The organism is Streptomyces colwelliae, from assembly GCF_048158785.1.
GTDB lineage: Bacteria > Actinomycetota > Actinomycetes > Streptomycetales > Streptomycetaceae > Streptomyces.
The window spans coordinates 1-18,477 of sequence record NZ_JBLTJC010000016.1 but is presented as its reverse complement, the minus strand read 5'-3'; the positions used below and the strand labels follow the sequence as shown (position 1 = coordinate 18,477).

Here is an 18,477-nt window from a genome sequence, read left to right as displayed (position 1 = left end):
TTGTTAGTAAATGGCGCGAGGAGGCTGCTGGTGGAGAGAGGACGCCCCGCGGGGCTGTTCGTCGGGCTGTGCACCCTGGACGTCATCCAGCTGGTGGACCACGCGCCGGGCCCGAACGAGAAACTCACCGCCCGGGACCAGGCGGTCGCCGCGGGCGGCCCGGCGGCGAACGCGGCCGTCGCCTTCAGTCACCTGGGCGGCGCGGCCACGCTCCTGACGGCAATCGGCGCCCACCCGTTGGGAGTTGGAGTGTCGGCCGACCTGCGCGCGCTGGGCGTGACCGTCTCCGACCTGGCCGCCGACTCGGCGGAACCGCCCGCCGTCTCCTCCGTCCTGGTGACCGCGTCCACCGGGGAACGCGCCGTCGCCTCGACCAACGCGACGGCACACCGGCTCGCCCCGCCCGACGACCTCGACGCGCTGGTGGCGGCCTGCGAGATCGTCGAGTTCGACGGCCACCACATGGAACTGGCCGTCGCCGCGGCCCGCTCCGCGCGCGCCCTGGGCCGTAAGACCCTTTTCGACGGCGGCAGTTGGAAGCCCGGCACGCAGAACTTGCTGCCGCTGATCGACGTGGCCGTCTGCTCGGCCGACTTCCACCCACCCGGCACGAGCACCCCGACGGACACGCTCCGTTTCCTGCGGGAACACGGGGTCGCCTGGTCGGCGGTCACCGGGGGAGCGGACCCCGTTCAGTGGGCGGGGCCGGGTGGCGACGGCACGGTGGCCGTACCCGCGGTGCGGGTGGCGGACACGCTGGGCGCGGGTGATGTTCTGCACGGGGCCCTCGCACATCACCTCGTGGGGAGCCGTCCGACATCGGAGGGTTTCGCCGAGGCGCTGCGGGCGGCAGCCGTCGTGGCCTCGCGGGCCTGCGCCTCGTTCGGTACGCGGGCGTGGATGCGGGAGGGGTGACCCGGGTCGACCCGTCCGGGCCTGAGAAGATCACCAGAAACGTGCGCGTCAGCGGACCGTACGTACGCAACAGGGGTGGGAAACATGATCGTTGTACTGCTGCTCGGCGTCCTGGCGCTCCTCATCGGCGGGTGCGCATGCGTGTTCTGGGCCGAGCGCGGCGGGCCCCGCTGGGCCCGTGTCGTGGCGACCGTGACCCTCACCGCGAGCGAACTCCTGCGCGGCTCCGACAAGAAGCGGCGGTGGGGCCAGAACTCGAGCAGCCAGGGCGACGACTAGCAGGATCGGGTCGCCGCGGCACGTGCCGAACCGGTCGGGGAACTCGCCGGGACGGAACCCTTGCCCGTGCCCCAACGTGCCTAGACTGAGCCGTCGTTGATCGTTTCACGGACGGTCTCAGGAGGACCACATGCCCCGCACCCCGTCTCGACGCACCGCTCTGCGCGGCCTGGTCGCAGGCTCAGCCGTGGTGATCGGCTTTGATCCCTTCACGCGCGGCTGGGCGGTGACCGACACCGGCCGACCGCTCACCGGCGTCCCGCACCTGGACGGCACGCTCCACACCGACGACGCTTCGCTGACCGCCGACGCCGACGACTTCGGGCACATCGTGCACCGGCGTCCGGCCGCGGTGCTGCGGCCCGGTTCCGTGCGGGACGTCGTCGCGATGGTGCGGTTCTGCAATCTGCACGGGCTCCGTGTGGCCCCGCGCGGACAGGGCCACGGTACGAACGGACAGGCGCAGGTCGAGGGCGGCCTGATCATCGAGACCGAGCCGCTCGCCTCCATCGGCCTTGTACCGGTGGGGAGTTCACGCGTCACGGTCGGTGCGGGCGCCAAGTGGAGCGACGTCGCCAAGGCGGCCATCGCTCACGGTCTGACCCCGCCCGTCTTCACCGACTACCTCGAACTCTCCGTCGGCGGCACCCTGTCCGTCGGCGGGCTCGGCGGCCAGAGCCACCAGCAGGGCGCCCAGGTCGACAACGTCCTGGAACTCGAAGTCGTCACCGGAGCAGGGGAGTTGCTCCGCTGCTCCCCGACCCGCCACCGCGACCTCTTCCACGCCGTGCTCGCCGGTCTGGGCCAGTGCGCGGTGATCGTCGGCGCCACCCTGCGCCTCGTCCCGGCCCCGGAGACCGTACGGCACTACCTCCTGCCGTACGACGACCTCCAGACCTTCCTCGACGACCAGCAACTCCTCGCCACCGAGGGGCGGTTCGCCTACCTCGAAGGCCAGGTCGGCGCGGACACCGCCGGGGCCTTCAACCAGTTCGCCATCGAGGCCGTCGCCTACGGGCCGCCGGTGGGGGACACCCCCGACGACACCGTGCTCCTGCGAGGGCTGCGCCATGTCGTGTCCGGCGCCCAGATCACCGACCTCGGCTACTACGACTTCCTCGACCGGCTCGCCGCCTCCGTCGCCGCGCTGAAGGAAGCGGGGCTGTGGGCCTACGCCCACCCCTGGCTCAACGTGGTCATCCCGGGCCGTAGAACCGCGGACGTGGCCGGCACCTTGCTGGATGCACTCACCCCGGCCGACCTAGGACCCGGAGTCGTCCTCCTGTACCCCCTGCTGCGCGAGCACCTCCACACACCGCTGCTGCGCATGCCCGACGACCCGATGCCCTACCTGTTCGCGGTCCTCCGCGCCGCGCCGCCCGAGGACACGGCGACCGTGCAACGACTCCTGAGCGCCAACCGGTCCGCGTACGAGACGGTCCAGGCGGCCGGCGGCACTCAGTACCCGGTCGGCTCGGTCCCCTTCCAACACGCCGACTGGAAGCGGCACTTCGGGCCGGTCTGGAACCGGTTCGCCGAGGCGAGGAAGACGTACGACCCGAAGGGGATCCTCGTGCCGGGGCAGGGCATCTTCTGAACGCCGATGCCCTTCTAGTCGGGCGGCAGGTCCGCCAGCGCGTCGCGCAGCGCGGCGCGGGAGGCCACGCCGAGCTTGGGGAAGAGCTGGCGCAGGTGGGCGGCGACGGTGCGCGGGGAGAGGAAGAGGCGTTCGGCGATCTGCTTGTTGGTGAGGCCGGCCGCCGCGAGGAGGGCGATCTCGCGTTGCTGGGGCGTCAGTGATGCCGTTCCGGTGACCCCGGCGGTTGTGACGGACAGGCCGGTCGCCCGCAGCTCGTTGCCCGCCCGGGCCGTCCAGGGGCGGGCGCCGAGCCGCTCGAACGTGTCGATGGCGTCGGCGAGTCGGGTGCGCGCCTCCGTCGTGGACTTCACCCGGCGGAGGCGTTCGCCGTAGGCGAGACGGACCCGGGCCAGCTCGAAAGGCCAGCGGTCGGTGCCGGGTACGGCGAGCGCCTCCTCGAACAGGTCGAGCGCTTCGTGGTCCACGGCCGCGATCGCCGCCGACGCCTTCACCAGGAGGGCCAGCCGTGGCGAGATCGCGGCGATGCCCGCCTCATCTGCCGCCGCCGCGTGGGCCGTTGCCTCCGAGGTCCGGCCCGTTCTGACCGCCGCCTCGACGAGATCCATGACGACGAACAGGGCCGGGGGGACGTGCGAGGCGAGTTCCCCCGCCCGGCTGATGGCGCACGCGTGCCGGTAAGTGTCCTCGAACCTGCCCTGGCCGAGCGCGGCGAGCGCCCGCGCATGCGAGGCGCACGACAGGTAGGAGCCGACACCTCGCGGTGTCGCCCACAGGGTCATCTCGTCCGTGAGGGTTTTGACGGCGGTCTCGTCGCCCCGGGCAGCGGCGACCAACGCCCGTTGGTACAGGAACTCCGTCGCCAGCAGCTGGTAGCTGTGCGCTTCGCCCAGATCCCGGCCCTGCGTGGCCTGCGCCTCCAACTCGTCCCACTCACCCGCCGCGAAATGATCCCGGCCCAGGTACACCAGCCCCTGGATCTCCACGGTGAGCGAGCTGTTGTCCCGCCCGTCGCGGAGCACGCGCCGCAGCGCCGTCCTGCACGCCGGCAACCGGTCCACGTAGAGGGACGTCATCGCGAGCCGGATGACCCGGACCGGGTCGGCCTCCTGGTCGAGGGAGGCGATGGCCTCGTCGAGCATCCCGAGCGCGGGCGGAGCCGTACGAGCCGGGTCGGCCATCGTGCTGAGGGTCAGGGCGAGTTGGTCCGGGACCTCCGGTTTCAGCAGGCCGAGCGCCCGGTGCAGCGGCTTCCACAGCTCCGTGCGCTGACTGCTCTGGCACAGCCAGGCGAGCGTGTACAGCGCGTCGATCATGGTGGGATCGGCGGCGTCGTACGGCTGGTGCTGCATGTCGATCGCGCCGACGAGCAGCCGGTGGGCGGTGTCGAGGTCGCCCTCGCCGCTGAGGAGGATGTGGTGTGCAGCGGCGACCGCGGCGACCAACGGACCCGCCCGTCCGCCGTCGGCCAGGCGGGCCTCTTCGAGCAGCCTGGGCACATCGCGCAGATCGCCGGTCAGATCCGCGCCGAGATAGGCCGCCTCCGCGATCCGGCGACTGCGCTCGTAGCCGCGCGGGCTCAACTCCGCGGCGCGCAGCAGCGCGGCGATGGCACCGCCCGCGTCACCGCGCCGCACGTTGTCGCGCGCCACTTCCTCCAGCAGACTCGCGACTTCCTCGGTCGGCTCGACCGTGGCGTGGGCGAGGTGCCAGGCGCGTCTCTCCGGGCGGTCCGACCAGTACTCCGCCAGGGCGCGATGCGCCTCGCGCCGCTGCTCGCTGGTGGAGAGTTCCACGACGGCGGAGCGCGTGAGGGGATGGCGGAACGTCAGCCGGCCGGTGGTCGCGTCCACGAGTCCGGCTCGCTCCGCGGGCGCGAGGTCCTCCATGCCGACCCGCTCGGACGTGGCCGAGGTGAGGACGCGCAGATCACCGGTGCCGTCCAGGACCGCGTACAGGAGAAGCAGCCGGGTCGACGCGGGCAGCGTCTCGACGCGGGACGCGAACACGGCCTGGAGACGCCGGCTCAACGGCAGCAGTTCGGGCACCGCGGCACCGGAGCGCTGCGGGCCGGTGAGCGCGACGGGCAGTTCCAGCAGGGCGAGCGGGTTGCCCTGCGCCTCCGCCAGCAGCCGCTCGCGTACGCGCGGGGCCAGGGACGGGCTACGAACCTGGATCAACGCAGCCGCAGCCGTCGTATCTAGAGGCTGTACGTCGTGATGGGGCACTCCGCCGCGTTCGAAGAAGCTTCCTTCCCCCGACCGGTAGGCGCCGAGGAAACCGACCCGGCTGCCACCGAAGCGGCGCGCGACGAAGCCGAGCACCACGGCGCTGGCACGGTCCAGCCATGGGAGATCGTCGACGAGCACCAGCAACGGGCGCTCCGCGGCGGCCTGGACGAGCAGGGTCAGCGCCGCGTTCGACACCAGCAGCTGATCGGACGGTGCGCCCCGGTCCAGTCCCAGCGCGACACTCAGGGCGGTGCGGTACGGGTCCGTCAGGCGGTCGAGACCGGCCAGCAGCGGCTGAAGGACCTGGTGGAGACCCGCGAAACTGATCGCGCTCTCGAACTCCACACCGGCGGCGCGCACGACCCGCGCGCCCGTGACACGAGCCTGACCGGCCGCGGCGTCCAGCAACACCGTCTTGCCGACACCGGCGTCCCCGGACAGCAGCAGCGCCCCGCCGGAGACCGTGACCTCGTCGACGAATCCCCGGACCAGCCCGAGATCGTGATCGCGGCCGATGAGCATCTCGGCCGGACCCGACAGCGAAGACCCGTCCCCGTCCCCGTCCATGCGCGTCTCCCTTCCGGTCTCGGACTTTACGCCGGGCCCCCATTTTCATCTCATGAACAATCCGCCGTTGACGTCGAGCGTCGCGCCGGTGATGTATCCGGTGTCTTCCCCCGCCAGGTGTCCCACGAGCGCGGCCACCTCCTTCGGCCGCCCGAACCTGCCCACCGGAATACGGTCGGCGGCACGCCGCAGCGCCTCGGCCGGGAGATCGTCCATCACGGGCGTCTGTACGGCCGCGGGTGCCACGGCGTTGACGGTGACGCCGTAGGGGGCGAGTTCCTGGGCGAAGACCTTGGTCAGCACCAGTACGCCCGCTTTCGCCGCCGCGTAGTGCGGGCCGGCGACCAGTCCTCCCTGCTGCCCCGCGAGCGACGCGAGGTTGATGACACGGCCCCAGCCGCGCTCCCGCATCGCCGGTGCGCAGAGGCGGGTGAGGACGAGGACGCTGCGCAGGTTGGTGGCCATCAGGGCGTCCCACTCGTCGAGATCGACGTCCCACACCGAGCCGGGTGCCGTACGCGCCGCGTTGTTGACCAGCACATCGGGGCTGCTCCACGCCGAGGACACCGCCCGCACCGCGCGCCGCGTCACCTCGGGGTCGCTGACGTCGGCGTGCACCGCCATGGCCGAATCCCCGTCAGGGTCAAGGGATTTGGCCAGTGCCCGCACGCCGGAGTCGTCCTGGTCCAGCAGCGCCACGCGCAGGCCGCGTCGGTGCAGTTCGCCGGCGATCGCGGCACCGATGCCGCGGGCGGCGCCGGTGACCAGGGCGACCTTGCGGTCCGCCGTCGGGCGGGTCGAGTCTGCTGAGGGTCGGGGCGCACCCACCGGTTCGGGTCTCCTTCGCTTTCGCTGCCGGGATCGGACGGCATCGACATGTCGGTACGTCGGTACGTCGGTACGTCGGGTTCGGGATCAGACGACGTCGGTGTGGGGGAGGGGCTGGCCGAGCAGGACGCGGCCGTAGAGCTCCCGGCTGGTCTCGACGCTCAGGGCCGCGTGGCGGGAGGCCGTCCCGATGTCGCGCCAGGCGCGTTGCAGCGGTGAGTCGTCGGAGAAGCTGCTCGCGCCGGCCGTGTCGAGGAGGAGGCTGACCGCGTCGCGGGCGCAGCGCATCGCGTGGCTGCCGTCCATCCTCAACCGTGCCCGGGTCTCCAGGTCGGGGCGCCGTCCCTCGCGTGCGGCCTCGTCGATCTCGTCGGCCGCGCGCCGTACGTGCAGTCTGGCCGTGTCGATCAGCGTGGCGGCCTGGGCGACGTTCAGCTGGTGGGGTGCCGCTTCCGCCGTGTGGGAGTGCAGGGGCGAGACGGACCGCTTGCCTCCCGCGAGGTCTCGGACGACCAGTTCGAGGGCACCGCGTGCGATGCCTACGCCCGTGCCGACCAGCGGCAGATTGATGGACAGCGGGAAGACGACCCGGGCCTCGCCCGGGTGACGCCGGATGCCGATCCCCTCGGCGATCTCGGCGAACGACACGAACCGGTCGTCGGGGACGAAGAGTTGCCGCGTCGTGGCTGTCCGGCTGCCGGTGCCGCGCATGCCGGCCATGTGCCAGGTGTCCGCCACGGTGAGCGCGGACGCGGGGACGAGGGCCAGCCCGCGTTCCGGCCGGCCGCGGTCCTCCCGGACGATGCCCAACAGCACCCAGGCCGCGTGGTCGATGCCGGATATCCACGGCCACCGCCCGCTGAGTTTGAGTCCGCCGGGTACCGCCGTGACCGAACCGGACGGATTGGCGGCCCCGCAGAGCAGCGCATCGGGATCCGACTCCCAGACCGCGGTGCGGACCGAGTCGGGGAGTTGAGAGGCGAACAGCGCGGCTCCGTACGCGATACCGACGAGCCACGAACTCGACGCGCACCCCGCGGCCAGCTCGGCACACACGTCGACCGCCGTGCGCACACCGGCGCCATGGCCGCCGTAGCGGCGCGGTGTGCCGAGCGTGAACAGCCCCGCCTCGCGGAGGGCCTTCGCGCTCGGTTCGGCCAACGTGCGCTGCTGCTCGGTCTGTTCGACGTGGGCCGAGACGAGCGGTGCCACAAGCCGTGCCACATGGACGAGTCGGGCCTCGGCGACGGGCTGGGCGGCAGTCCGCGGTAAGTGATCCCGGCTGTTCCGGTGGGTCATCGGGGCTTCCTCCTCTGGCGGCCGATCCACAAAGGGCGGTGCTGCTCCGAGCGGGATCAAGCCGCCGCGCAACAACATCACCTTACCTGGAGATGATTCCTCCGGATAAGCTGGCGTCGGCGTCCGCGCCGGGAGTCGTTCTTGCCGCGTTGGTCGAACTCGCACGTGTGCAGGTCGAGTTGGCGTGGCGGAGTGTGGTGCGTCTGCCGGGGGCGGCGGCCCGGTCGGCACTCCGGCCAGGCGGCCGTGCGGCTCGCGACGGCGTTCCGGCGGCCGTCGGGCCCCGAGCGCAGCCGGTCGTCCGGCGCGTGCCACAGCCAGCCGTCAGACCCTGAACACAAGGGAGAACACGTGAAGATCGTCGTGGTGGGCGGCGGCGTCGCCGGTCTCGTCACCGCTCTGAGCCTGCATGCCGCGGGAACGACTCCGCTCGTCTGCGAGTCCGCCCGCGAACTGCGCGCCGTCGGAGTCGGCATCAACCTGCTTCCCCACGCCGTGCGCGAACTCACCGAACTCGGGCTCGGCGACGCGCTGGACGCCATCGCGCTGCCGCCGGAACGGCTGGTCTACTGCGACCGTCGAGGACGCCGGATCTGGGAGGAGTCCCTCGGCCTGGCGGCCGGCTACCGGTGGCCCCAGTACTCCGTCCACCGGGGCGAGTTGCAGATGCTGTTGCTGGACGCCGTCCGCACCCGCATCGGTCCCGACGCGGTCCGCACCGGCATGGCCTTCGAGCGCTTCGAGCATCAAGGGCCGGGCGTGGCAGCGCACTTCGTGGACCGGCACACCGGCGCGCCTGTCGTGATCGAGGCCGATGTCCTCGTCGGCGCCGACGGCATCGACTCCCGGCTGCGGGCCCAACTCCACCCCGGTGAGGGGCCACCGCGCGGGAACGGCGTGCAGATGTGGCGGGGCCTGAGCCGGTACCCGCACATCCTCGGCGGGCGGGCGATCGTGGTGGCCGGCGGTCGCCCCGGGGACAAATTCGTCGCCTACCCCGTCGCCGACCCGGCGGTCGAGGGCGGACCCACGCTGATGAACTGGGTGCTGGAGATCCGCAGGCCGGAGCCCGGCGAGGGACCGGACCGGTCCAACCGTCCGATCCCGACGGAGGAGGCGCTGGCCGGACTGTCCGGGTGGGATCTGCCCTGGGTCGACCTGCCCGAACTGATCCGTGGCTCCACCGACATCTACGAGTACCCGATGGTGGACCGGGACCCCCTGCCGCGCTGGAGTTTCGGCCGGGTGACGCTGGTCGGCGACGCCGCCCACCCCATGTACCCCATGGGCATGAACGGCGGCTCCCAGTCGATCGTCGACGCGCGTGTCCTGGCCTGGACCCTCTCGCAGCACGACGATCCCGTACGGGCTCTGGAACGGTACGAGAACACGCGCCGGGAACCGCTGAACCAACTGGTGCTGGCCAACCGCGAGTTGGGCCCGGAGAAGATCATCGCCCTGGCCGAGGAGATCGGCGGCCCGGTGTCCGCCGAGCGTGCGACGGCTGTGTCGCAGGGGTACAAGCGGCTCGCCGGGTGCACGACCGCCGTGCTCAACTCCAGGGATTCCTGGTCGGTTTCACCGGCGATGCCCTGAGGGTCGGCGATGCCCTGAGGGTCGGTGACGCCCTGAGTGTTCGGTGGCCCCTGGGCGTCGTGGTGGGGCGGGCTTCAGTGCGCCTCCTCATGCCGAGGCCGTAGCCGGGCCGGAGCGTTCCCGCCGCCCGCCGCGGTGGTGCCGCGCGCGGCGGCGCGGGCCGGGCCGTCGGGGATCGTGAAGGCGAAGACGGCGGTCGCCGCCGCGAGGGCGGCCAGGGCCAAGTAGGCGTGCTGGTAGGCGGAGATGGGCGGATTCGCCGCGGCTGCCGTGGGCGTGCTCAGGACCAGGGCCGTGGTCACCGCCGCCGGCGCGAAGGCGCCGCCGGTCTGCCGTACGACCGTGTTGAGCGTGGACGCCTGGGCCAGGTCCTTGCGGGAGAGAGTCGCCAGCGAGGCCACCGTGGTCGGCATGAAGACACCGCCCATGCCGATGCCGAGCAGGAACATGTAGCCGCGGAAGGTCCACAGGCCGGTGTCCTGGTCGCAGGTGGCGAGGAGCAGCAGGACCGCGCTCACCATGGCCAGACCCGAGCCGATGATGATGCGGGGGCCGACCCTGGAGTAGAGGATCCCGGCGACCTGGACGGTCAGCAGCACACCGAAGGCCTCGGGGAAGGTGCTCGTGCCGGACTCCAGGGCGGACCGGCCCTGCCCCTGCTGGAGGAAGAGCGGACCGAGGTACATCGCGCCGAGGATCGGCACCAGGCCCACCAGGTTGATCAGGTTGGTGTCCCGGAAGAGCCGGTCCGCGAAGAGGCGGAGCTTCAACAGCGGCTGGTCGACGCGCAGTTCGAAGACGATGGCGGCGCCGAGCAGGACCGCGCCGAGCACGAGGGCGGTGACGACGGCGGGGGAGGACCAGCCGCGGTTGGGCCCCTCGGAGACGCCGAACATCACGCCGCCCAGCGCCGCCGCGCTCAGCAGCAGCCCGGTGAGGTCGAAGCGGCCGGGCCGGTGCCCGCGGTGCCCGGCGAGGAAGAGTGCCCCGAACACGACGGCGGGCAGGCCCAGGGGCAGGTTGACGTAGAACACCCAGCGCCACGACAAGTGGTCCACCAGTAGCCCGCCGAGCATCGGCGCGACGGCCGGGGCTATCTGCTGCGGGATGATCATGTACCGGGAGATCCGCACCTGCTCCCAGGAGTTGAAGGTGCTGTAGAGCAGCGAGGACGCGGCCGGGAAGAGCACTCCGGCGGACAGGCCCTGCACCGCGCGGGAGGCGACGAGCTGACCGAGGCCGGCCGCCGCGCCGCACAGCAGTGACGAGGTGAGGAAGGCGCCGAGGGCGGTGAGCAACACGCGCTTGGCGCCGAACCGTTCGACCAGCCAGGCGGAAGCGGGGATGGCCATGGCCAGGCAGACCGGGTAGACCACGACCACCCCGTCCAGGGCGGCCGTCGTCAGGTGGAACTGGCGGGCGATCGACGGGAGCGCCACGGTCGTGATCGCTCCGTCGACGATGGCTATGAACGTCACGCAGACACACATGACGGGGACGACGAGACGCTGGCCGGGGCGGCGGAGGCGGAGTCGGCGGAGGTCTGGAGAGCGAAGGCGAGGGGCGAGGGGGACGGGAGAGCGTCGGAACGGCAGCACATGCTGAGCATACTCACTATGTGAGTGCTCATTGCCGCCGCCCGAGGCTCGTACAATCGGCCCTCACCACGGAACGGGGAACGCCATGGCAGTGCACGGCAGCAGCGACATCCTGGTCGACGAGCTCTACGAGACGACGCACCAGCTGCGCCAGTTCGTCGAGACCCGGCTGCGCGCCAACGGGGCCTCGGTCGCGCGACTGCGCGCCCTGCGGATGCTCGCGCACGCCGAACAGCTCCTCCGCATGCGGGACTTGAGCGAGATGACCGGCGTCGCGGCACGGACCACGACCAGCATCGTGGACAGCCTGGAACGCGACGGTCTGGTGGAGCGCGTACGCCACCCGCACGACCGCCGCGCGTTCCTGCTGCGCCTCACCGACAAGGGCCGGGAGTGCCACCGCGAGGCGGAGGAGATCGACGGCCTCGCGCTCGCGGAGGCGACGGCGGAGCTGGACACGGAGGACCGGGCGCAGCTACGGACCCTGCTCGCCCGCATCCGGAAGGCGACGGCCTGAGACCGGCGGACCTGCCCCGTGCTTCAGGCGGTGGTCCAGTCGCGGAGCTGGCGGGCGATCCGGGCGAGGCCCAGCTCCCCGGAGGCCGCGTCGCGCACGAGTGCCACGGCCGCCTTGGGCGGGTAGTCGAGGCGGCGGTCGTTCAGGATCAGATAGGCCTCGGTGGCGTGCCAGGCGAAGGCCTCGTTCGAGTGCTCCAGGCACGGCAGCTTCGCGAGGGTCTGTAGGAGCGCGGCCGCCTTGAGGTGCAGGGAGCCGTAGATGTCGCGCTCCATCGCACGGGCGTCGACCCGCGCGGCAGCGGCGTAGAGCGGGCCGTAGTCGTCGACCTGGGGATCCCGGTCGAGCAGTTCGGCGGCGTGCAGCAGGAAGGTGACGTCGAGCGCGTGCGGGGGTTCGGGCTGGGTCACGCGGCGTGTCCCTGCTCCTGGCGCTCGAGTTCACGGAGGGCGTCCGCCTCGGCCGCCCGCTGCTCGGCGCTGCGGTCCGCGCTGCCGGGCTCGGCCGCGAACGCCGCGCCGCTGCGCGCCATCGACTCCTTGAAGCCGTCGAGGAACCGCTCCTCGACGGCCGTCGCGCGGGCGTAGGCGGCCGAGAGGATGTACTCCTGCAGGCTGACCCCGGCCTGCTTGGCGGCGGCCTCGATGGCCGCGCGCTGCCGGGGGTCTCGGAAGCGGAGGTTCATGGCTTTCGGCGTGTTCGGCATGACGTCCACGGTACCAGTGGTACCACGCGCGGGAACCGGCATTTCCTACACCGGCGTATGGCCCTCCAGGTAGGTGCGCACGGGTGCCGGCACCCCGGCGGCGATGGCGTCGGCGAACGACGCCCAGCGCACTTGCCCCGCGGTGAGTTGAGCCTCTCCCGAAGGGTCGTCGCTGAGCAGTTGGCACACCACGGCCGGCCCGCCTCCGGACTCGGACTCCAGAAGGCTTGTGCCGTCCACGAGGAAGCCGGTGAGTTCGTACACCGCCCGCGCGGCAGTGGCCTGCGCCGTCTCGGCCTCCTCGGGGACACCGGACGGCAGACTCCAACCGCCCTGCACATCCACCAGCAGCACACGTCCGTCGTTCACGACGACCGCGTCCACCGCGTCCTCGGCGACCTGCTCCAACGCCATGTCCCAACCGTCCCTTCGTGCACGGCGCGACCGTTCGTCCGGCCACGTCCGAGCCCGTTTCCTACCCGGGACGGATCGGTTCACGCGGTACGGACGGACCGCGCCGCCTCACGGGCCCCGCCTCGGCAACGGCGGCTCGCGCATCGGACGAGCCCCCATACGGTTCCGGCCACACCGCAGGGGGCATTCTCCGCCTGGGCATCACATGGAACACGGCACCCTCGCGCGAGCGGGGGAGAGGCGCTGCCTGGCCGCGACCGACGGCCGGCACGAAGCGCGAGCGACAGCACCATCGGAATCCGCAAGGGCGGTATGCACGATGAGCGTGGCTGGAATCAGCAGCAACATATCCGGCGGAGTGTTCTTCTCCGTCGTCGTCCAAGGCCGCCACATCAAGATCGAGTTGCCGCCACAGGTGTCGCCGGCGCTGCACGGACTCCCGCCCGCGTCCCCCGTGTTCGTCGGCCGGGACGCCCATCTCGACGTCCTGCTGGGCCGGTTGGACCCGGCCGCCGGAGCATCGGCCGCCGGAGCGGGCGGACCGGTCGTGATCGTCACCGCGGTCGGCGGCCTGGCCGGCGTCGGCAAGACCGAACTCGCCCTCCAGTCGGCCCGCACCGCCCGGGACAGGGGCTGGTTCCCCGGCGGCGTGCTGTTCGTCGACATGTTCGGCTACGACGACGCACGCCGCGTCGAGCCCGCACAGGCGCTGGAGGGATTCCTGAGGGCGCTGGGCGTGCCCGGCGAGCACATCCCGCACGGCGTGCAGGACCGGCAGCGGCTCTACACCTCGATCCTCGCCTCGTACGCGAAGGAGGGCCGCCGCATCCTCGTGGTGATCGACAACGCGGCCACCCACGAGCAGGCCAGGACCCTGCTGCCCGCGGACAGTTGGACAGGCGCCGTCGTGACGTCCCGGCACACCCTCGGTATGCTGAACGCCCGTCTGCTGGACCTGGATATTCTTCTCATGAATGACGCGGTCAGGCTCCTCGACAGCACTCTGCGGATGGCCCGTCCGGACGACAGCCGGGTCACGGACTCACCCGAAGACGCTCTCCGCATCGCCGAGTTGTGCGCGGGACTGCCGCTGGCGCTGCGCATCATCGGCGCCGTACTGATCAGCAGACCCGGCACACCGCTCGCCCGGATGGCGGCCGAACTCGCCGACGAGAAGGCCCGGTTGGAGGCGTTGCGGTACGAGGACAGTGCCGTGGGGGCCGCCTTCGAGCTGTCGTACCGTCAACTGCCCGTGGAACAGGCACGGTTGTTCCGCCTGCTGTCGCTGAACCCGGGACCGGACGCCTCCACGCACGCCGTCGCCGTGCTCGCCGGCACGGATCGCGACGCGGCGCGCAGGGACCTCCAGGACCTGGCCCGCGCCCACTTGGTGGAGGCCGGTACACCGCACGGGCGTTGGCGCATGCACGACCTCGTCCGTTCCTTCAGCGACCGGCTCGCGGCCGAGGACGAGGAGCGGCGACCGGTGCTGACCGACCTGTTCACCTGGTACACGCGCTCCGTGGACGTCGCCGACCAGGTCATGCGGCCCGGGCGGATCCGGCCCGACCTCGGTGCGGCGCCGGGACCGGCACCTGCCGCGTTCTCCGACCGCAACAAGGCCCTCGCCTGGTGCGAGGCCGAGCAGCCCAACCTCGTGGCGGTCGTGCACAACGGCGTCTCCGAGGGGATGGGCCACCTCGTGTGGACCATCCCGCTGAGCATGTGGGGCTTCCTCACCCAGACGCTGTCCTGGGACCAGTGGATCGAGGCGCACCAGGTCGCCGCCGACGCGGCGGCCCGGTGTGGCGCCCGCTCGGGCCAGGGCTGGCTGCTGAACAACCTCGGCACCGGCTACCGTGCCATCGGCCGGCCGGAGCGCTCCCGCGCCGCGTTCGCCGCCGGACTGGACGTCCGGCGCGGCCTGGGTGACCTGCACGGACAGGCCGACTCCCTCAAGGACATGGCCATGACCGCGCGGGTCTGGGAGGACTGGGACGAGGCGCTGCGGCTCTCCTACGAAGCGCTGGACGTCATGGCCCGCCTCACGGTGCCCGACCGCTCCGGCAACGCGGCGGCCCTCGACATCATCGCGGTCTCCCTGGCCCACCTCGACCGGCTCGACGAGGCCGCCGAAGCGGCCGCCGGCGCCCTGGCCATCTGGGAGGACCTCGACGGCAGGCGCGACGACCGGGCCTGGGCCCGCTGCAAGCTCCTGCACGCGGGCATCGCGCGGCGCCGGGCGGAGTACGGTCCGTCGATCGGACACTGTCTGGAGGCACGGGAGGTCTTCGAGCGCATCAACGACACCCGTGACGAGGCCGAAGTCCTGCGCACACTCGGTGAGTTGTACGTCGCGACGGACGACCCGGCGTCGGCGCGCGTCCACTGGCGGCGGGCGGTCGAGCTGTACGAGCGCCTGGGCGACACCGCCGCCGTGGAGGCGCTGATCGGCGACCTCGCGACCCTGCCCGGACCCGACACCGACGGAGAACCCGACGGCACGTCGGACGACGAGACCTGACGCAACCGCCGCCCGCCCGTGTGACGAGCAGTTGGACGCGCCCATGAAGATCCTTGTCACCTTCGTCCATGTCAGGGATGCGGTCAGGGTTGTGGCGGCGGCCTTCACCCGGGCGCCGCGCGTCAACTCGCCCGGGCGGTACGCCGTTCACCACCTCGTCGGGTATCCGGCGAGCGTGCGGGATGTGGTCGAGTCGGTCGAACGGTCGACCGGGCGCCCGCTGCCGCTGCACCACCGGCCCGCCATCGCCCAGGAGGCCCGAGTGCCGATCGCCGCCCGGTGACGGACACCCCGCTCGTCGACGACGAGCCGCTCGACAACTCGCCCGTCGACAACGCCATTTCGGGTGGCCTCTTCCTGTCCTGGGTGATGCAGGGTCGAGACTTCACCTTCCGCGTGCCCTACCAACTCCCCCCGGCGCTTGCCGCGTTGCCCGCACCGAGCCCGGCGTTCGCCGGGTACGGAGACGAACTGGCCGCTCTGAACGCCCTCTTCGCACGCGACACACTTCAGGGCAGTCCCGTGGCCGTCGTCGGCGGCCCGACCGGCAGCGGCAAGACGGAACTCGTCCTGACGGCCGCTCACCAGGCCCTTGCCCAGGGCCGGTTCCCCGGCGGTGTGCTGTTCGCCGACGTGTCACGGCTGCACGGCTCCGCCCTGCTCGGCGGATTCCTGCGGGCGACGGGGCTGCCCGCCGACCGCGTGCCACCCTCGCGGGCGGCACGGTCCGCGCTCTACGCCCTGATCCTCACCGAACTCGCCCGCAACGGCCGCCCGTTGCTCATCGTCCTCGACGACGTGACGCATCCTGACCAGCTCGCCGGACTGCTGCCCGCCACGGCCCCGGCGACCACGATCGTCACGACACCGGTGCACCTCGGTGGTCTGGGCACGCACCGTATGGTCCTGCGCCCACTGGCCACGGCCGACGCGACCCGGCTCCTGCACCGCGCCGTGACGACGGCCCACCCCGACGACACCCGGATCCTCGACCACCCCGAGGACGCCGCACGTGTCGCCGATCTCTGCGACGGTCTGCCGCTCGCCCTGCGTACCGCCGCGGTCCTGCTCGCCGAAAACCCGCACCGCCCGCTCGCGGAACTGGCCGCCGACCTCGCCGACCCACGCGCACGTCTCGACGAACTGGCCCATCCCGACCGCGACTTACGCAGCCGCCTCGACGCAGGTCACGCCCGCCTGGACCCCGCACAGGCCCGGCTGCTGCGCCTGCTCGCCCTCAGCGACGACCCGGAGACGACCACATCGACACTCGCCGCACTCTGCGCGGAACCCGAGGACACCGTCCGCGACCGGCTCACGTCACTGCTGCATCTGATCGAGTCCGGTACTGCGCCGGACAGTTGGCGCATGCGTGCACTCGAACGCCTCTACGTACGAGCCGGACCCGGCGCTCCGTGACTGACGGGAACCGGAACACCCCGCCGAGCGTTCCCCACCACAGGAGTGGTGACGCCCCGTCAAGGATGGTGCCAGATGGACCCGGTGTCGGTAGGACTGCTCGCGTCGCTGGCCGGCGGTGCGGGCGGTGAGGTGGGACGGCAGGTGTGGACGGCCCTCACGACTCTCGTACGGCGCCCGTTCCACCGCGGTGATGGCGGCGTGGGCGGGCCGGTCCCGGGCGAGGACGAGCTGATGCGCCTCCAGCAGGCCCCCGGTGACGAGACCCGGGCCCACGCGCTGAGCACAGCACTGGCCGTACGCGCGGCACTGGACCCCGACTTCGCCACCGCCCTCATCGTCTGGCACGAACAGGCCAAGCTGGTCCGCACCGGCGACGGCTCGGTCAACAACGCGATCAGCGGCGGCAGTTACTACGCCCCGGTCCTCCAGGGTCGCGACTTCCGGACCACCTTCAACACCTCACCGCCACCGCGCCCCGGTGAGCCGGACGCGGGGGAGTGACGTTCCGCGCAGCGCGGCGACCGCGGTCGCGACGAGGGCCGGCAAGGCGAACTGCCGTCGGGGAGGGCGTTCGTGGGATGAGGGCGTGGAAAGGTGGGGGTGCACCTATGGGTAACGGGCCGGTCCTCGCCGGAGATTGTCGTGACGGCGGCGAGAGTTTCCAAGTTGCTCTGCGCTGAACAGTCCTGACGCAGCGTCAGCATCATGGGCGATTGTCGGACATGTGCCGCGTTCTGCTGGCAGCGGGTGGTATGCCGGTGGAAAATGCGGCTACGAGGCAGCCCGCGCACCATTCCATCAGGATGTGATCCGCATGCTTCTCACCCAGGACGACTGGTACGAGACCTCGCGCGACCTCGACTGGACCTTTTCGTACGTGGACCGTGGTGCCGCCTTCCCCGCGGAGTGGACCGGCGCCGAAGGCATCCCGGAGGACGCGTGGGACGCCTGGGAGGAGCCGTTCCGTGTCTCGTACCGGGACTACGTGCGCGTCCAGCGGGAGAAGGAGTCCGGGGTCAAGGCGGTGAGCAACGCCCTTCAACGGGCGGGGAGTTACGACCAGTTACCCGCCTCCCATGTCGCCGCCTCGCAGATGCACATGGGACTGATCACGATGGTCGAGTACATGGCCGTCACCATGCAGAGCCGGTTCTGCCGCTTCGCCCCCTCCCCGAAGTGGCGCAACCTCGGCGTGTTTGGACTGCTCGACGAGACCCGGCACACCCAGCTCAGCCTGCGCTTCTCGCACGCCCTGCTGAAACACGACACCCGCTTCGACTGGGCGCAGAAGGCGTACCACACCAACCAGTGGGCGGTCGTCGCGGCGAAGAGCCTCTTCGACGACATCATGCTGGGCGCCGACTGCGTGGAAGCCTGCCTCGCCTCCAACCTGACCCTTGAACACGGCTTCAGTAACATTCAGTTCGTGGCTCTCGCCTCCGACGCGATGGCCGCAGGTGACGTCAACTGGTCGAACCTGCTCTCCTCCATCCAGACCGACGAGGCCCGCCACGCCCAACAGGGCTTCCCCACCCTGGAGGTGGTGATGGCCCACGACCCGCAACGTGCGCAGCGGATCGTGGACGTGGCGTTCTGGCGTGCCTCCCGGATCTTCCAGACCCTCACCGGACCGGCGATGGACTACTACACGCCGCTCGACAAGCGGAAGATGTCCTACAAGGAGTTCATGCTGGAGTGGATCGTCGACCAGCACGAACGAGTGCTGGAGGACTACGGGTTGAAGCGCCCCTGGTACTGGGACGACTTCCTGTACTCCCTGGACAACGGCCAGCACGCGATGCAACTCGGCCTGTGGTTCTACCGGCCCACCCTCTTCTGGAACACCAGCGCCGGTGTCTCGAAGGACGAACGGGCCTGGCTGAACGACAAGTACCCCCAATGGGAAGAGAACTGGGGCGTCCTGTGGGACGAGATCATCCGCAACATAGACGCCGGACACATCGACCGCACCCTCCCCGAGACC

17 protein-coding genes are annotated in these 18,477 nt (G+C 71.4%); 10 read left to right on the top strand and 7 right to left on the bottom strand.

What is annotated here, in order from left to right:
- Nucleotides 1–30 precede the first annotated feature (30 nt).
- From ACNFOC_RS05580 to ACNFOC_RS05570, 3 genes are all read left to right on the top strand, one after another.
- Nucleotides 31–915: a PfkB family carbohydrate kinase gene (locus tag ACNFOC_RS05580; protein WP_416957185.1), complete on the top strand. Its 885-nt coding sequence runs from the start codon at nucleotides 31–33 to the stop codon at nucleotides 913–915.
- A gap of 84 nt (nucleotides 916–999) precedes the next feature.
- Nucleotides 1,000–1,194: a hypothetical protein gene (locus ACNFOC_RS05575; protein ID WP_416957183.1), complete on the top strand. Its 195-nt coding sequence runs from the start codon at nucleotides 1,000–1,002 to the stop codon at nucleotides 1,192–1,194.
- A 130-nt stretch (nucleotides 1,195–1,324) separates the two neighbouring features.
- The gene (locus ACNFOC_RS05570) at nucleotides 1,325–2,791 is read left to right on the top strand and encodes an FAD-binding protein (RefSeq protein ID WP_416957181.1); all 1,467 of its coding nucleotides are present in this window, start codon (nucleotides 1,325–1,327) and stop codon (nucleotides 2,789–2,791) included.
- Between the two features lie 14 nt (nucleotides 2,792–2,805).
- Here the strand turns inward: ACNFOC_RS05570 and ACNFOC_RS05565 are convergent, their stop codons facing one another.
- From ACNFOC_RS05565 to ACNFOC_RS05555, 3 genes are all read right to left on the bottom strand, one after another.
- Entirely contained in the window at nucleotides 2,806–5,589 is a 2,784-nt protein-coding gene (locus ACNFOC_RS05565; RefSeq protein ID WP_416957179.1) for an ATP-binding protein, read from the bottom strand.
- Nucleotides 5,590–5,634: 45 nt separating this feature from the next.
- Nucleotides 5,635–6,417 (bottom strand): SDR family oxidoreductase, encoded by a 783-nt coding sequence (locus tag ACNFOC_RS05560; protein ID WP_416957177.1) that lies wholly within the window; start codon nucleotides 6,415–6,417, stop codon nucleotides 5,635–5,637.
- An 87-nt stretch (nucleotides 6,418–6,504) separates the two neighbouring features.
- Nucleotides 6,505–7,716 (bottom strand): acyl-CoA dehydrogenase family protein, encoded by a 1,212-nt coding sequence (locus ACNFOC_RS05555; protein WP_416957175.1) that lies wholly within the window; start codon nucleotides 7,714–7,716, stop codon nucleotides 6,505–6,507.
- Nucleotides 7,717–8,067: 351 nt separating this feature from the next.
- Between ACNFOC_RS05555 and ACNFOC_RS05550 the strand changes: the two genes are divergently transcribed.
- Nucleotides 8,068–9,312, top strand: a complete 1,245-nt coding sequence (locus ACNFOC_RS05550) for an FAD-dependent monooxygenase (protein ID WP_416957173.1) — start codon at nucleotides 8,068–8,070, stop codon at nucleotides 9,310–9,312.
- A 74-nt stretch (nucleotides 9,313–9,386) separates the two neighbouring features.
- Here ACNFOC_RS05550 and ACNFOC_RS05545 read toward each other — a convergent pair whose 3' ends face one another.
- Nucleotides 9,387–10,802 (bottom strand): DHA2 family efflux MFS transporter permease subunit, encoded by a 1,416-nt coding sequence (locus ACNFOC_RS05545; RefSeq protein ID WP_416957170.1) that lies wholly within the window; start codon nucleotides 10,800–10,802, stop codon nucleotides 9,387–9,389.
- A 193-nt stretch (nucleotides 10,803–10,995) separates the two neighbouring features.
- On the opposite strand from ACNFOC_RS05545, the gene ACNFOC_RS05540 reads away from it, so the two are divergent.
- On the top strand, nucleotides 10,996–11,427 hold the full coding sequence (locus ACNFOC_RS05540; RefSeq protein WP_416957168.1) for a MarR family winged helix-turn-helix transcriptional regulator: 432 nt from the start codon (nucleotides 10,996–10,998) through the stop codon (nucleotides 11,425–11,427).
- A gap of 23 nt (nucleotides 11,428–11,450) precedes the next feature.
- On the opposite strand, the gene ACNFOC_RS05535 is transcribed toward ACNFOC_RS05540, so the two are convergent.
- The 3 genes from ACNFOC_RS05535 to ACNFOC_RS05525 are packed head-to-tail and all read right to left on the bottom strand — an operon-like array spanning nucleotide 11,451 to nucleotide 12,547.
- Nucleotides 11,451–11,837 (bottom strand): fic family toxin-antitoxin system, toxin component, encoded by a 387-nt coding sequence (locus ACNFOC_RS05535; protein ID WP_416957166.1) that lies wholly within the window; start codon nucleotides 11,835–11,837, stop codon nucleotides 11,451–11,453.
- On the bottom strand, nucleotides 11,834–12,133 hold the full coding sequence (locus tag ACNFOC_RS05530; RefSeq protein WP_416957164.1) for a type II toxin -antitoxin system TacA 1-like antitoxin: 300 nt from the start codon (nucleotides 12,131–12,133) through the stop codon (nucleotides 11,834–11,836). Before ACNFOC_RS05530 ends, ACNFOC_RS05535 begins: the two co-directional genes overlap by 4 nt.
- Nucleotides 12,134–12,178: 45 nt before the next feature.
- Entirely contained in the window at nucleotides 12,179–12,547 is a 369-nt protein-coding gene (locus tag ACNFOC_RS05525) for an NUDIX domain-containing protein (RefSeq protein ID WP_416957162.1), read from the bottom strand.
- Nucleotides 12,548–12,866: 319 nt separating this feature from the next.
- Between ACNFOC_RS05525 and ACNFOC_RS05520 the strand changes: the two genes are divergently transcribed.
- The 5 genes from ACNFOC_RS05520 to ACNFOC_RS05500 form a co-directional block, all read left to right on the top strand.
- Complete coding sequence (locus ACNFOC_RS05520) at nucleotides 12,867–15,071, top strand: ATP-binding protein (RefSeq protein ID WP_416957160.1); 2,205 nt, start codon at nucleotides 12,867–12,869, stop codon at nucleotides 15,069–15,071.
- A gap of 43 nt (nucleotides 15,072–15,114) precedes the next feature.
- Nucleotides 15,115–15,354, top strand: a complete 240-nt coding sequence (locus ACNFOC_RS05515; protein WP_416957158.1) for a hypothetical protein — start codon at nucleotides 15,115–15,117, stop codon at nucleotides 15,352–15,354.
- Nucleotides 15,351–16,490 carry an AAA family ATPase gene (locus ACNFOC_RS05510; protein ID WP_416957156.1) on the top strand — a complete coding sequence of 380 codons (1,140 nt, stop codon included), beginning with the start codon at nucleotides 15,351–15,353 and terminating at the stop codon, nucleotides 16,488–16,490. The genes ACNFOC_RS05515 and ACNFOC_RS05510 overlap by 4 nt, the downstream gene beginning before the upstream one ends.
- Nucleotides 16,491–16,565: 75 nt before the next feature.
- The gene (locus tag ACNFOC_RS05505; RefSeq protein ID WP_416957154.1) at nucleotides 16,566–16,994 is read left to right on the top strand and encodes a hypothetical protein; all 429 of its coding nucleotides are present in this window, start codon (nucleotides 16,566–16,568) and stop codon (nucleotides 16,992–16,994) included.
- Between the two features lie 313 nt (nucleotides 16,995–17,307).
- The coding region (locus tag ACNFOC_RS05500) for a ferritin family protein (protein ID WP_416957152.1) at nucleotides 17,308–18,477 on the top strand (1,170 nt) is incomplete at its 3' end.